Here is a 12,956-nt window from a genome sequence, read left to right on the forward strand (position 1 = left end):
TTCTGCCATTTTATCCCGGGTGCGCACTATCGAGGCTGCGCCTTATCCGGACTGCGCAGCGTGGACCGGTGCAGCGTGGACCGGTGCAGGGCGCTGGGTTGCGGCAATCAGGCCGGTCATGGCCGCGTGGAGTTCGGCGACTTCCTCCCGGCTCAGGCCCAGCCGCTCCATGATGGTGGCCGGCACCGCCGTTGCCTGTTCCCGGAGGGCTGCCCCGGCCGTCGTCAGGGTCACCGCGAGGGCGCGCTCGTTGCCCGGGACCCGTTGGCGGGTAAGCAGGCCCGCCTCTTCCAGCCGCCGCAAGATGGGCGAGAGGGTGGCGGGTTCATGCAGGAGGGCGTCGCTGATGTCCTTGAGGGTCCGCGGGCTGCGCTCCCAGAGGGCAAGCATCACCAGGTACTGCGGGTGGGTGAGGCCCATGCGTTCCAGGACCGGTTTGTAGATGCCCACTACGCTGCGCGAAGCGACCGTGAGGGCAAAGCAAAGCTGGCGTTCGAGGAGGAGATCGTCCTCGGCGGGCGTGGACATGTTCCTCCTTGGCTGGGCCGGACTTGCTGGGGCGTACCATTCAAGCTTATCTCGCCGCGCTAATTATTAGCGTACAAACAATTAGTGTACGCTGAAGCTACAAGGAACCCCACGGAGGGAGCAGGAGTGGCCAAGGAATCGTTCGCCCAGCGGTTCATGCGCGCAACCGGGCGGCTGCGCGTTGTTTTCGGTCCGGCGCACAGCAGCTCGCTGGACCATGAGATGACCGAGGCCAACCGGATCCTGCTGCGCCAGCGCCAGGCCGAAACCCTGCAATGGGAGACGAAGCACCGGGCCGACGGCAGCAGCTATGTGGTGGCGAAGAACCCCGAGGACAAGTCCCTGCGCTGAGGCCCCGGCGTCCCGCGGAACCAGACCGTCGCCGCTTCTTTTCGGGGTGCCGGGCGTATCATTGAGTCACTTGAACCACTCGGGAACGGCTGATCGCCGGACCCCGTTGCGGGGAAGGAGGTGGGATGTTGTGGGACGTGTGCTGGACAGTTTCATGCATGTGACGGCGCGTTTGCAGGCTGTGTTCGGACCCGCCACCCAGGGCGATACCGATGCACCCGTGGTTCACAAGCACGATGACTTCGAGATGGCATCGGAAGAAGACCTGACGCATTTCGTTGTCGAAACGGATGCAGAGGGCCACCACTACGCAGTACGTGATGACCCCGGGCCGACCACTACCGACTACGGCTGAGCCGGCTGGGCTGGCTGGGCTGAGCAGGCAAACGCAAGGCAAAACAAAAGGACCGGAGCGCAAGCCCCGGTCCTTCCGTGTTTAACCCTGTTTCAGCGGCCGGTGCCGCCGTAGACGGTGGCCTCGGATTCGCCGTCGAGCTCAAAGGCTGCGTGGATGGCGCGCACCGCGTCGTCCAGCTTGTCCGCGCTGGTGACCACCGAGATGCGGATCTCCGAGGTGGAGATCATGTTGATGTTGATGCCGGCGTCGGAGAGCGCCTTGAAGAAGGTCGCCGAAACGCCCGGGTGCGAACGCATGCCGGCGCCGATCAGGGAAAGCTTGCCGACGTTCTCGTCGTATTCGATGCTCTCGAAGCCGATTTCGCCCTGGGCGGCGCGGAGGGCGGCGAGGGCGTCGGCGCCCTCCACGATGGGCAGGGTGAAGGAAATGTCCGTGTGGCCGGTGCCGTGGGTGGACACGTTCTGCACGATCATGTCGATGTTCGAGTGCGCGTCGGCAATGACCTGGAAGATCGCCGCAGCCTTGCCGGGGATGTCAGGGACGCCGACAACGGTGACCTTGGCTTCGGACCGGTCGTGGGCCACGCCGGAGATGATTGGCTGCTCCAAGGCAACTCCCTCTTGAGTGGTGATCTTGTCATCGGCACCGGGGAGGACCCAGGTGCCTTCGTTCTGGCTGAATGAGGAACGCACATGCAGGGGCACGCCGAATCGGCGGGCATACTCCACGCAGCGCAGGTGCAGGATCTTCGCGCCGGAGGCGGCCAGTTCCAGCATTTCCTCGCTGGAGATGGTGTCGATCTTCTGCGCGGACGGAACCACGCGCGGGTCCGCGGTGAACACGCCGTCGACGTCGGTGTAAATCTCGCAGACGTCCGCTTCCAAAGCCGCGGCGAGGGCAACGGCTGTGGTGTCCGAACCGCCGCGGCCCAGGGTGGTGATTTCGTTGGTGCTGCGGCTCATGCCCTGGAAGCCGGCCACGATCGCGATGTGCTGCTTGTCCAGGGCCGTGCGGATGCGGTGCGGGTCGACGTCGATGATGCGCGCCTTGCCGTGGATGCCGTCGGTGATCATGCCGGCCTGGGAACCGGTGAAGGACTGGGCGGAAGCACCGAACTTGTTGATGGCCATGGCGAGCAAGGCCATGGAGATGCGCTCGCCGGCGGAGAGGAGCATGTCCATCTCGCGGGCCGGGGCGGAGTCCGTGACCTGGGCGGCGAGGTCGAGGAGTTCGTCGGTGGTGTCGCCCATGGCGGACACGACGACGACGACCTCGTTGCCGGCCTTCTGCGCGTCAACCACGCGGCGGGCAACACGCTGGATGCCCTCGGCGTCGGCCACGGAGGAGCCGCCGAACTTCTGGACGATCAGCTGTTTGGTCTTGGCAGGCTGCGCGGCCAGTTCGTCGCTTTTCACTTCGGTAGTGGGCATACTCATGCGCGCACCCTCACTGCATCACTTGGGAATCGAAACACCGCACGGCCATTTACGGCATGCCAGCGTGGCTTATTCGGCCAGTTTATCGCCGTGTGTCCCGGGCCCGGGAATTGTGACCAAATCTCGGCCCCTGGGTGGATGTGCGTGACTTTCGCCACGGCGTACGATCAAGGCACGATGCGGCCTGTGGGCAAGTCCGCTGCGCAGGTTCAAGCTCTGTAGGGGGAAACAGAGGTGGAGTATGTCCGTTGCAGAAATACCTGAGACCACCAGGGCGCCGCTGGCTTCCGGGGTCTCCGCGGTGGGTGTCTCCCGCCGCTTCGGTTCCGTCCACGCCGTCGAGCACATGGACTTCGACGCTCCGGCCGGACGAGTTACCGCGCTGATCGGCCCCAACGGGGCCGGCAAGACCACCTTGCTGCTGATGCTGGCCTCGCTGCTGCAGCCGGACAGCGGCGAGATCACGGTGGACGGACTGGACCCCGCACGGGACAGCGCGGCCGTGCGGCGCCGGCTCGGCTGGATGCCGGACACCCTGGGCGTGTGGGAATCCCTCACCGCGCGGGAGATCCTGGTGCAGATGGCCCGCTTCTACCGCCTGCCCAGGTCCGGGATCGAGGCGCGGGTGGCCGAACTGCTGGCCCTGGTCCGGCTCGAGGAACTCGCCGACCAGCCCGCCCGGGTGCTTTCTAAGGGCCAGCAGCAACGGCTGAGTCTCGCACGCGCGCTGGTCCACGACCCTTCCGTCCTCCTCCTGGACGAACCAGCGGCCGGCCTGGATCCCGGCTCCCGGGTGGAACTGCGGACGCTGCTGCGAAACCTGGCCGCGGCCGGAAAGTCCGTGGTGGTTTCTTCGCACGTGCTTAGCGAACTCGATGAAATCGCCGACGGCGCCGTGTTCGTCAACCAGGGCCGCACCGTCAAGCAACAGACCATCGAAGAAGCCGCGCAGCAGGGCCGGCGCTACGCGATCACCGCCCTGGACCCGGCGGCACTCGCCGCGAAGCTGACAGAGCTGGGGCTTGAGTTCCAGGCCGGAAGCGGCCGCCGTCCGTCCGTTTCGTTGATGTTGAGCCATGACGACGGCGCTGCCGCCCTGCTGCGGGACCTCGTCACCGCGGGGATCGCCGTCGTCTCCTTCGGCCCGGCGAGCGGGGCCCTGGAGGAGACATACATGAGCCTGGAAACGGAGCGGAAATGAGCGTGGAAAAGACCCTCCCCGGCCCCGCACCGGTTCCGGACCCGGCAGCCGGGCGGGCCGCCGTCGCAGGTTATTTCGGCGGGATCCGCGATGTGGTGGTGCTGGAGATGAAGCAGCGGCTGCGTTCGCGCGGCTGGTACATCATGCTGGGCATCTGGTTCGTTGTGATCGCCCTGGTGACGGCGCTGACCTGGGCCGGCTGGAATGCCTCCATGGAGGTCCGCAACTCGATGCCCGTTCCGGACGGCATGCCCGAGCCGGACGGGCCGGGGTCCGCGATCTTCGAGGTGGTGCTGGCCTTCGTGCTGCTCTTTGCCTTGCTGGTGGCGCCGGCGCTGTCGGCAAACGCCGTCAACGGCGACCGGGCCGGCGGCACCCTGGCGATCCTGCAGATCACCCTGCTCACGCCCGGGCAGATCCTCTGGGGCAAGTTCTGTGCCGCCTGGCTGGCGGCGATCGCCTTCCTGGCAGCAAGCGCGCCGTTCCTGATCTTCGCGGTGCTGCTTGGTGGGCTGACTCCTGGGCACGTGCTGGTGTCCCTGGTGATGCTGGCCGTCGAGGTGGCCGTGATCTGCGGGATCGGCGTGGGCATTTCGGCGCTCGCCGGCCGGCCCCTGTTCTCGATCGTGGTCACCTACCTGACGGTTGCCGCGCTGGTGGTCGGCTCGCTGATCGCCTTCGCCCTTGGGGTGCAGCTGACCCAGGGGACCGTCATGGCCAACCAGCCGCAGTACAGGGGAATGGAATACGGCTCCGGGACCATGCCAGGGCCCGGGGAGCCCACGTACACGTGCGCGGGGCCGCTCGTGGAGCAGGACGTGCTGCGCACCGAGCGGGTGGCGTGGCTGCTGGCCCTGAACCCATACGTGGTGGTGGCCGACGCCATCCCGTACCCGGAACGAACCGTTACCCCGTACTACTACAGCGGCGGCATGATCGAGAACATCAGCCAGGGTGCCCGGGCGGCAATCGCCGGTCCGGAGGGCACGTATCCCTGCGCGAACGGCCAGGTGCAGCCGCAATACCTCAAGCAGGGCACGCCGCTGTGGCCGCTTGGGCTGGTTTTGCAGATCGGACTGGGTGGCCTGTTGTTGCGGCTCGGTTGGCGGTCCCTCCGCACCCCCGCCCGCCGCCTGGCCTTGGGTACGAGAATCGCCTGAACCGCCATGGTTTCCGGTCAGCCGCCTGAGGACGAGCCCCGCTACGAGCAGATCGGCCGGGACTTGTACGACGACGGTGGGCCGGTTGGCGTTTCGGGCAGCCGGGCGTCGGGTTCGGTGTCCGGGGGCTCGGTGTCCGGGGGCTCGGTGTCCGGGGGCTCGGTGCCGGGTGGCCCGGCGCCGGAGGACGACGGCGGCGGTCCGGTCCGCGTGCCGTTCCGGTCGACAGCGGCCAAGGCGGTCCGTGATGCCTGGGCGGACACCATGGGATCTTTCCGGACAGTATCCTTCTGGATCGTCCTCGTCTCTGCCGTGGCAGGGGCGGGCACGGCAGCGTACCTGCTCCTTGCCTGGTTCGGGGTTTTCGGATGGGAGACATCCGGGCCCGTAGCGATGTTTCTCCTGTCCGGAGGCGCGCTTTCCCTGGCTGCGGCCATCCTTGGTTCCGTGTGGGGATTCGTGCGTGGCCAGGCCGGGGAGCGGACTATGTCGGTACGCCTGCTGGCGTGCTTGCTGCGGGGGCTTGCGCTGGCGGTACTTGGCGTTGGGCTCCTCCTCGCGCTCCGTGTATTGCTGCCGGTGCCGGGCACGGCCGAGTTTTCCGTGGATCCTGCTTCGGGTCTGCCTGTGACCCCGGCGGGGAGCATTCCCGCGTTTCCTGGCCTGGAGATTCTGGCGCTGCTTTCAGTGCTCTTCGAGGTGGGGGTTTTCGGGCTGCTCGGCATGGGATTCCGGGCCTGCTTCGCCTCGCGGCTTCCAGGGGCCGTGTTGACCGTGCTGGCGACAGGCTTGTTCGCGTTCGGGAACGTTGCTGCGGCGTTCCTCCTGTTGCCGGGAACGCTGGTCACCGAGCGGACTTCCATTCCCGTCAACGTGGAGCGGGACGATACCGGCCGCTATCTGTCCTACGAATGCATCGGGGACCTGGTGCGGAGCGAAACCGTGCTGCACAGCGAACGCGTCATGTGGCTGACCGCAGGGAATCCGGCACTGATCTACTGGACGCTTGCCTCTGACCAGGTCCCTCCGGACGGTGAACTGGGGTGGTTCCTGCTTTCCGTCCAACGTTCCACGGAGGGGCCGGCCTACGATGTCCCCTGCATCAACGGGGTGCCCAGCGAAGCGGCCCAGACCGGGTTCCCGCTGTCAGTCATCGGAATCGCCGGGCAGTTGGCGACCGCCGCCGCGGTGACAGGCGCCGGCGTCCTGGCGGGCCGCCGTCGGGCTTACCGCTCCGGACGGTAGCGAAGGGCGAATCAGCGAAGGGCGAATCAGGACAGGGCGAATCAGGACAGCGCGAATCAGGACAGGGCGTTGCGGCGGCCCTCGAAGGCGCGGCCCAGGGTGACTTCGTCGGCGTATTCGAGATCCCCGCCCACCGGCAGACCAGAGGCGAGCCGGGTGACGGTGATGCCGATCGTCTTCAGCATGCGAGCAAGGTAGGTGGCCGTCGCCTCGCCTTCGAGGTTGGGGTCCGTGGCGATGATGATTTCCTGGACGGCGCCGTCGTTGAGGCGGGTCAGGAGTTCGCGGATCCGCAGTTGTTCGGGGCCGATGCCGGCGATCGGGTTGATGGCCCCGCCAAGTACGTGGTACCGGCCGCGGAAGGAGCGCGTCCGTTCGACGGCGAGTACGTCCTTGGATTCCTCGACGACGCAGATCACGGACGGATCGCGCCGCGGGTCGCGGCAGATGTTGCACGTTTCCTGCTCGGTGACGTTTCCGCAGATGGTGCAGAACTTCACCCGTTCCTTGACGGTGGTGATGGCGGCGACCAGGCGTTTCATGTCCTCGGGGTCGGCCTCAAGGATATGGAAGGCGAGGCGTTGAGCCGACTTCGGCCCGACGCCGGGGAGCCGGCCGAGCTCGTCGATCAGCTCTTGAACTGCACCCTCGTACACAATGTCCTCGTTTGTTCAGTGGCGTTTGGTGGTTGCGGCTTTGCGGGCCGGGCGGCGACTGGTTTTGCCCGGTGGGGCCCGCGGTCAGCGGCGCATCAGGGGGGTGCCGTCCAGGGAACGCTCTTCCAGGAGTCTCCCGCCCAGAATACGCTCGACGGCGGCCCGGCCAAACACGCCCGATTCCTCGATGGTTTCGTCATCGGCGCTCGGGACGTCCTCGACCATGGTGGCCGTTGCGGTTGCCGCCCCGGCAGGGACCTGCTGGCGTCCGGCCAATGCTTCCGGGCTGTTCGAAAGCCGCTGGTAGAGGCTCTGCTTGCTGGCGGCGCTGCCTGTGACCTCGGCGGCAGGGGCCGGGACCGTCGCCCAAGTGTTCGCCTGGGCAGGGGAATGGGCGGCGGGAGCTTGCGCGGGAGCCAGTGCGGGAGCCTGCTGGGCCGGCGGCTGCGCCAGCGCCTGTGCAGGCACCTGCGCGGCGGCGGGTTCGTAGGCCGGGGCGCCGTTAGTCTCTGCCTGGGCCTGCTCAGGTTGGGCGGGCGACGAGGCTGCCGGGGCATGGTTACCCACATTGCTGGCGGTGCCGACAACCCATGAGCCCGGCGATTGCTCCACTGCGCGCGACCACGGGTCATTCGAGGTGTCAGCCCCGGACGTGGCCTCCTGCGTGCTGGCCCCGGGGTCGGGAGCAGTGACAGCATCGGCCGAAGGAGCGAGGTCGGTGGGCTGCGGGCTGACCGTGGCCTGCCGGGCGGCGGCGCCTTGGATGGCGGACGCCGCCTGCCAAGCGCCTGCTGCGGGCCCGGACTGCCAGCCGGAGTCCGACGGCGGAACCCAGTCCATGGGCGGTTCTTCGTCCAGGGGCGGGGCGTCTTCGTCGCGCGGGGGACCCCAGTCGCCGTCGGAATAGGAGTAGTCCTCGGACGATGGCTGTTCGGGGGCATTCTGCGCCGCTTTGGTGTCGCTCGCTGCCGAGTTTGGTGTCTCCGCGGACCGCTTGGACGACGGGCTGGACGCAGGTACTGCTGCGGTGGCGGGTGCGGAGTCCAGGACCGGGCCGGGCTCAGCGGCCGGGCTGGGCTCAGCAGCCGGGGCGGGAACCTGTCCCGGATCCGGGACGGCGTTGGAAGCGTGCGAGGCCGCGTCAACGGCTGCGGAACTGCCCGCGGGCGCGAGGCCCCAAGCCGTATCCACTTCGGAGACGGCAGGCGCCGCGACAGCGGCGGACGGCACGGCGGGCGGGGCCGCCGGCACTTGTGCCGGGGCTTCCGGACTAGCCGGTGCTTTTGGGTTTGGCGCAGAGCTCCCTGAACTGTTGGCGCCTGCTACGGCTGTGATCTGGCAGTCGATGCCGATGGTCTTGTGGATGGCTTGGCGCAGGTTTTCCGCATGGTCGGCCCGGCTGAATGCAGTGGCCAGGCCGTCCGTGCTGAACGAGAGCACCAGTGTTTGCCCGTCGAAACGTGCCACCTGGGCATTGGCGCCAACCAAGGCCCAGCTGCTCCGCTTGATCTTGCTCAGCGTCTGCAGGATGTCTTGCCAAGCGCGGCGGACCACCTCGACGTCGGCACCTCCTGTGGGTGCCGGGGCAGGAGCCTGGGGAGCCGGGGAAACCGGAGATGCCGGAGGCGTGGTCGCAACAGGAACGGGGGCAGCGGAAGCCTGGGCCGCGGGAGCCTGGGCCGCGGGAGCCTGGGCCTGTGAACCGTGTGAGCCCTGTGAACCGTGGGAGACCGTAGCATCTGCAGCTGCCTGCGCATTGCCCGGTGCCGAAGGCTCCTGGTTTTCCCCGGTGGGCCAGTCGCTGGTGGTGACCCGGGGTACCGAGATCCGGCTCGCCGCGGCCGGCGCCTCGGAGGCAGGTCTCTGCGCGGGCTCCGGAGCGGACTCCGGGGCTGACGTAGCTGGACCCGCGGGTGCGGTCGGCACTACCTGCACGGGCTCCGGCGTCGGGCTCTGAACCGCCGGAGCCGCAGGAGCCGCCGGAACGGACTGCATGGGAGCGGACGCAGCGGGCTCCGCCACGGCACCCCCGGGAACTGCACCGCCGTAGCTGAGGCGCCGCTCCACGCGGTCGATCCGGGCCGCGATTCCCCGTTCGGTCTGCTCGGCGCCGGGCAGCAGGATCCGGGCGCACAGCAGCTCAAGGTGCAGGCGCGGTGAAGTAGCGCCGGTCATTTCGGTGAGCGCTGTGTTGGTGACGTCCGCCGCGCGGGAAAGCTCGGAGGCACCGAGGGCCTTGGCCTGGCCCTGCATGCGGGCGATCTGGTCGTCGGGCATGCCCCGCAGGATGGCGCGGGCGCTTTCCGGCATGGCCTGGACGATGATGAGGTCCCGGAATCGCTCCAGCAGGTCCTCGACGAAGCGGCGGGGATCGTGCCCCGTCTGGATGACCCGGTCCACCGCGCGGAACACCGTGGCGGAGTCGCCGGCGGCAATGGCTTCGACGACGTCGTCCAGCAGTGAAGCGTGTGTGTATCCCAGGAGCGCGACGGCGAGCTCGTAGTCCAGTCCGCTGCTGCCTGCCCCTGCCATCAGCTGGTCCAGCACGGACAGCGAGTCGCGCACGGAGCCGCCGCCGGCACGGATCACGAGCGACAGTACACCCGGAGCCACGGGCACGTTTTCCGCGGCGCAAAGCTGCTCAAGGTAGGCCATGAGCGGTTCCGGCGGCACCAGGCGGAAGGGGTAGTGGTGCGTGCGGGAACGGATGGTGCCGATCACTTTGTCCGGCTCCGTGGTGGCGAAGATGAACTTGATGTGTTCGGGCGGCTCCTCGACGATTTTCAGGAGCGCGTTGAATCCGGCCGAGGTGACCATGTGGGCTTCGTCGATGATGAAGATCTTGTAGCGGTCCCGCACCGGGGCGAAGGTGGCGCGTTCGCGGAGGTCTCGGGCGTCGTCCACACCGCCGTGGCTGGCGGCGTCGATCTCAATGACGTCAAGGGAACCCGAACCGCCGCGGGCGAGCTCGATGCAGCTGTTGCACTTGCCGCACGGCGTGTCGGTGGGGCCTTCGGCGCAGTTCAGGCAACGGGCGAGGATGCGGGCGGAAGTGGTCTTGCCGCAGCCGCGCGGGCCGGAGAAAAGGTAGGCGTGGTTGACGCGGTTCTTGCGCAGCGCCGTCATGAGCGGCTCGGTGACATGTTCCTGCCCGATAACGTCCGCGAACGAATCCGGGCGATATCTACGGTAAAGGGCAGTAGTAACAGTCACAGGGGAAACCTAGCGGTAGGGACTGACATTTAAAGTAAGTGACCCCTCATGCACCCGCCAGAGCCCATCTACCCTTGCTACCTTCCGGTCCTGGGGGAGTTCAACAGGATGACGCCACATGAGGGGCCGCAGACCAGCTTACCCGAACTTTCATCGGCACTCGAATCCGCCGTCGGGCACTGGAAAGGCATCGGATGGCGAGCTCATGGTAGGCCGGTTCGCTGCCGTCGATGCAGATCACCACAACCGGGGTTCCTTGGTGGACGTACTGCCGGGCCGTTGACTGAAAACGTTGTCTGGGGCATGGGGAACTCCTCTGCTGCTGGGGGTTCTCGCGTTTCCGGTACCGGAACCGGTGCGGCCGCGGGACCGTGTTGCTCCGTCCCTCAAGCTTGGACGGAGGCCTGCGACTGCAGAAGACGGCAAAGAACTATGCGGGTATCAGCTCAGGCTATGGCCCTGTTTCCTTAGTCTTTTCTTCGCGGGCCTGCCGCATGAGATCCGCGAGACTGGCCGGGTAGATAGTCGCTTCGCCTGCCTCGATCCCGGCAAGCGACCAACAACGGCTGCCTATCAGCGAAGCCTGCTCCGCCGTCGTCAGCTGTACTTCGGCCTCGCCGGCACCCGCCGGCGCTTCGGCTTACCGTGGGCGTCGAAAAGCAGCACGCGCCCGCCAAAGCGAAGGCGCAGGGAGCTGTTGGCATCATTGCCGGGGAAACCATCCGGGCAGTTTGCCATCTTGACCTGGAACAGGACGCAGCGCGCGAGGTGCCGGGGGCCAATAATGTCAGTGCCTGGTGATGGGATGGATTCATGGAGATCAGCAGCGATGTGGAGGTAGGGGCGCCGCAGCCTGATGCGGCGTGCGATCCCTTGCGTGTGCTGGACGGGCTGGTCTCCACCCTCGTGTCGGTGGAATCGGCCATCGCGAGCCTGCAGGCCTTGCGGGAGTACACGCTCGCCCTTGCTTCCAGGGTTGCGGATGCGATGAACGACGGCGATGATCCCGACGGCGACTGTGACGGCGACGGCGGCGGGGAGGGCGGCCGGCCGCCGGGGTTCAGGGGCGTCCGGTGGGATGCGGCGGAGCTGGCCCGGCGTGCGGTGGCGGCGGAGATCGCCACCGCCACCCGCGCCAAGGACCGCACCATACAGCGGCAGATGGGCCAGGCTGTCGAGCTGCTGGACCGCTTCCCGGCCACGTTCGGGTCCCTGGCGCAGGGGCGGATCAGCCTGGCCCACGCCCGCATCATTCAGGACGCCGGAGCTGCACTGGATGACCCTGACGCCCTGGCCCGCTACGAGACAGTGCTGGTGGCCCGCGCGGAACGGCAGGCACCGGCCCGGGTGCGCCGTTTGGCCGTCCGGGAGGCTGAGAAAGCCCAACCCGAAGCCATGGCAGACCGGCACGAACGCGCGGCCGAGGAACGCCGGGTCTGGGTCACGCCCTTGCCCGACGGCATGGCCGAACTCGCCGCCGTCCTGCCCGCAGCCATCGCCTACGGCATCCACGACCGCCTCACCCGCATGGCACAGAAACACGCAGAACAACACCGGAACACTGAAGCTGTCGGCGCTGCACCGGGTCGCAGCACCGACGCGGGCAGAACTGAACCGGGCCGCGGCGCTGAACCGGCCCGGAACACAGACCGGCTCCGTGCCGACCTTTTCGCGGAACTGCTGCTGTGCGGCGCCCCTGAAGGGCATGACACCCCGGACGGGCTCCTGGCAGCGATCACCGCCCGTGCCGACGTCACCGTCCCCGCGCTGACCCTGATTGGCCGCGATGGTCCCACGGCAGGCACGGGTCTGGGAGGAGCCCGTGCCGACGCAACCGCCGCAGCTCACACCATCGTGGACAACACCACCCCGGTCCCGGCCGAGCTGGACGGACGCCACCCCATCGACCCGGACACCGCACGGATCCTCGCCGGCAACGCAACCATCTGGAACCGGGTCCTCACCGACCCCGTCACCGGCGCCGTCCTCGCCGTGGACCGGTACCGGCCCGGCAAGGCCCTCAAACGCCTCCTCACCGCCCGCGACACCCGCTGCCGCTTCCCCGGCTGCGGCATCCCGGCCCGCGAACTGGACCTGGACCACACCCACGACGCCGCCCTCGACGGAACCACCGACACCGGAAACCTCGCCGGACTCTGCCGCCGCCACCACATCCTGAAACACCACTCACGATGGAAGCTACGGCAAACCGGAGCCGGGGTCCTGGAGTGGACGAGCCCCACCGGCCGGACCTACACAGACCAGCCACCCATACCGCCAACCCACATAGGGGCCACGAGTCCCGGCTCGGCGCCCGGGAACTCTCCTAACCCGCCGCCATTCTGAGTTGGTTTGGTTCAAAGGCGAGGAAAGTTCGCCAAAGTCAACGAGTCGCCCGCATCTACTCACTCGAGCCGGTAGGCCGAGCCCTGCGCTGGCAAAGCTCGCCACCCGTCGCTCGCGAATTCAGGCTCGGCTATGTCAGACGGCTGAGGTTGTCTGTCTACTCCCCGGCCCTGCGGTGGAAGGCATCCGGGAGCACATCGATGACCGGAATGTCGAGGGCAGTATCCAGCTTGAAGAGGATCCGGAGAGTTGTATTCCCGGGATCGGTTCCCTTACCTGACTTGGACTTCGTGTTGTTCCGTCCGCGCTCGATATTGGAAATCTGATTCGTCGATACGCCGGATATCTCGCTGAGCTTCTCCTGCGTGGCGCCAATCTCCTGCGCTTCTTGAACAGCAGCTGACCGACGCCGAGTGCGTGCTTCTCCCATTGGTCGGGAGGGAGGTCGGCCGGGACATTCAC

General features: G+C 67.5%; 11 protein-coding genes and 1 other RNA gene. 6 read left to right on the top strand and 6 right to left on the bottom strand.

Annotated elements, in window-relative coordinates:
• Positions 1 to 42: 42 nt before the first annotated feature.
• Entirely contained in the window at positions 43 to 528 is a 486-nt protein-coding gene (locus ACN9M4_RS02670; RefSeq protein WP_426302036.1) for a MarR family winged helix-turn-helix transcriptional regulator, read from the bottom strand.
• Positions 529 to 654: 126 nt separating this feature from the next.
• On the opposite strand from ACN9M4_RS02670, the gene ACN9M4_RS02675 reads away from it, so the two are divergent.
• Together ACN9M4_RS02675 and ACN9M4_RS02680 are read left to right on the top strand one after the other, a co-directional pair.
• Complete coding sequence (locus ACN9M4_RS02675; protein WP_426302037.1) at positions 655 to 879, top strand: hypothetical protein; 225 nt, start codon at positions 655 to 657, stop codon at positions 877 to 879.
• A gap of 154 nt (positions 880 to 1,033) precedes the next feature.
• On the top strand, positions 1,034 to 1,234 hold the full coding sequence (locus tag ACN9M4_RS02680; RefSeq protein WP_426303368.1) for a hypothetical protein: 201 nt from the start codon (positions 1,034 to 1,036) through the stop codon (positions 1,232 to 1,234).
• A 92-nt stretch (positions 1,235 to 1,326) separates the two neighbouring features.
• Here the strand turns inward: ACN9M4_RS02680 and ACN9M4_RS02685 are convergent, their stop codons facing one another.
• Entirely contained in the window at positions 1,327 to 2,673 is a 1,347-nt protein-coding gene (locus tag ACN9M4_RS02685) for an aspartate kinase (RefSeq protein WP_426302038.1), read from the bottom strand.
• Positions 2,674 to 2,914: 241 nt separating this feature from the next.
• Here ACN9M4_RS02685 and ACN9M4_RS02690 point away from each other — a divergent pair, with 241 nt between their 5' ends.
• The 3 genes from ACN9M4_RS02690 to ACN9M4_RS02700 are packed head-to-tail and all read left to right on the top strand — an operon-like array spanning position 2,915 to position 6,279.
• Entirely contained in the window at positions 2,915 to 3,874 is a 960-nt protein-coding gene (locus ACN9M4_RS02690; protein WP_426302039.1) for an ABC transporter ATP-binding protein, read from the top strand.
• Positions 3,871 to 5,034 carry an ABC transporter permease gene (locus ACN9M4_RS02695; RefSeq protein WP_426302040.1) on the top strand — a complete coding sequence of 388 codons (1,164 nt, stop codon included), beginning with the start codon at positions 3,871 to 3,873 and terminating at the stop codon, positions 5,032 to 5,034. Before ACN9M4_RS02690 ends, ACN9M4_RS02695 begins: the two co-directional genes overlap by 4 nt.
• A 6-nt stretch (positions 5,035 to 5,040) precedes the next feature.
• The gene (locus tag ACN9M4_RS02700; RefSeq protein ID WP_426302041.1) at positions 5,041 to 6,279 is read left to right on the top strand and encodes a hypothetical protein; all 1,239 of its coding nucleotides are present in this window, start codon (positions 5,041 to 5,043) and stop codon (positions 6,277 to 6,279) included.
• 56 nt (positions 6,280 to 6,335) lie between these two features.
• Here the strand turns inward: ACN9M4_RS02700 and recR are convergent, their stop codons facing one another.
• The 3 genes from recR to ffs form a co-directional block, all read right to left on the bottom strand.
• Positions 6,336 to 6,935: a recombination mediator RecR gene (recR, locus tag ACN9M4_RS02705; protein ID WP_426302042.1), complete on the bottom strand. Its 600-nt coding sequence runs from the start codon at positions 6,933 to 6,935 to the stop codon at positions 6,336 to 6,338.
• 84 nt (positions 6,936 to 7,019) lie between these two features.
• Complete coding sequence (locus ACN9M4_RS02710; protein ID WP_426302043.1) at positions 7,020 to 10,148, bottom strand: DNA polymerase III subunit gamma and tau; 3,129 nt, start codon at positions 10,146 to 10,148, stop codon at positions 7,020 to 7,022.
• Between the two features lie 34 nt (positions 10,149 to 10,182).
• Positions 10,183 to 10,279: signal recognition particle sRNA small type (ffs, locus tag ACN9M4_RS02715), an RNA gene on the bottom strand.
• 682 nt (positions 10,280 to 10,961) lie between these two features.
• On the opposite strand from ffs, the gene ACN9M4_RS02720 reads away from it, so the two are divergent.
• Positions 10,962 to 12,494, top strand: a complete 1,533-nt coding sequence (locus ACN9M4_RS02720) for a DUF222 domain-containing protein (protein ID WP_426302044.1) — start codon at positions 10,962 to 10,964, stop codon at positions 12,492 to 12,494.
• A gap of 157 nt (positions 12,495 to 12,651) precedes the next feature.
• Here the strand turns inward: ACN9M4_RS02720 and ACN9M4_RS02725 are convergent, their stop codons facing one another.
• Positions 12,652 to 12,924, bottom strand: coding sequence for a helix-turn-helix domain-containing protein (locus tag ACN9M4_RS02725; RefSeq protein WP_426302045.1), 273 nt, complete (start codon positions 12,922 to 12,924; stop codon positions 12,652 to 12,654).
• Between the last annotated feature and the right edge of the window lie 32 nt (positions 12,925 to 12,956).

It is taken from the genome of Arthrobacter sp. R-11 (genome assembly GCF_049913155.1).
Lineage (GTDB): Bacteria > Actinomycetota > Actinomycetes > Actinomycetales > Micrococcaceae > Arthrobacter.

Excerpts from the sequence above, each read along its gene's own strand:
- ACN9M4_RS02690 (WP_426302039.1), top strand. The coding sequence starts at position 2,915 with ATGTCCGTTGCAGAAATACCTGAGACCACCAGGGCGCCGCTGGCTTCC.
- ACN9M4_RS02680 (WP_426303368.1), top strand. The coding sequence starts at position 1,034 with ATGCATGTGACGGCGCGTTTGCAGGCTGTGTTCGGACCCGCCACCCAG.
- ACN9M4_RS02725 (WP_426302045.1), bottom strand. The coding sequence starts at position 12,924 with ATGGGAGAAGCACGCACTCGGCGTCGGTCAGCTGCTGTTCAAGAAGCG.
- ACN9M4_RS02670 (WP_426302036.1), bottom strand. The coding sequence starts at position 528 with ATGTCCACGCCCGCCGAGGACGATCTCCTCCTCGAACGCCAGCTTTGC.
- ACN9M4_RS02700 (WP_426302041.1), top strand. The coding sequence starts at position 5,041 with ATGGTTTCCGGTCAGCCGCCTGAGGACGAGCCCCGCTACGAGCAGATC.
- ACN9M4_RS02720 (WP_426302044.1), top strand. The coding sequence starts at position 10,962 with ATGGAGATCAGCAGCGATGTGGAGGTAGGGGCGCCGCAGCCTGATGCG.
- ACN9M4_RS02685 (WP_426302038.1), bottom strand. The coding sequence starts at position 2,673 with ATGAGTATGCCCACTACCGAAGTGAAAAGCGACGAACTGGCCGCGCAG.
- ACN9M4_RS02695 (WP_426302040.1), top strand. The coding sequence starts at position 3,871 with ATGAGCGTGGAAAAGACCCTCCCCGGCCCCGCACCGGTTCCGGACCCG.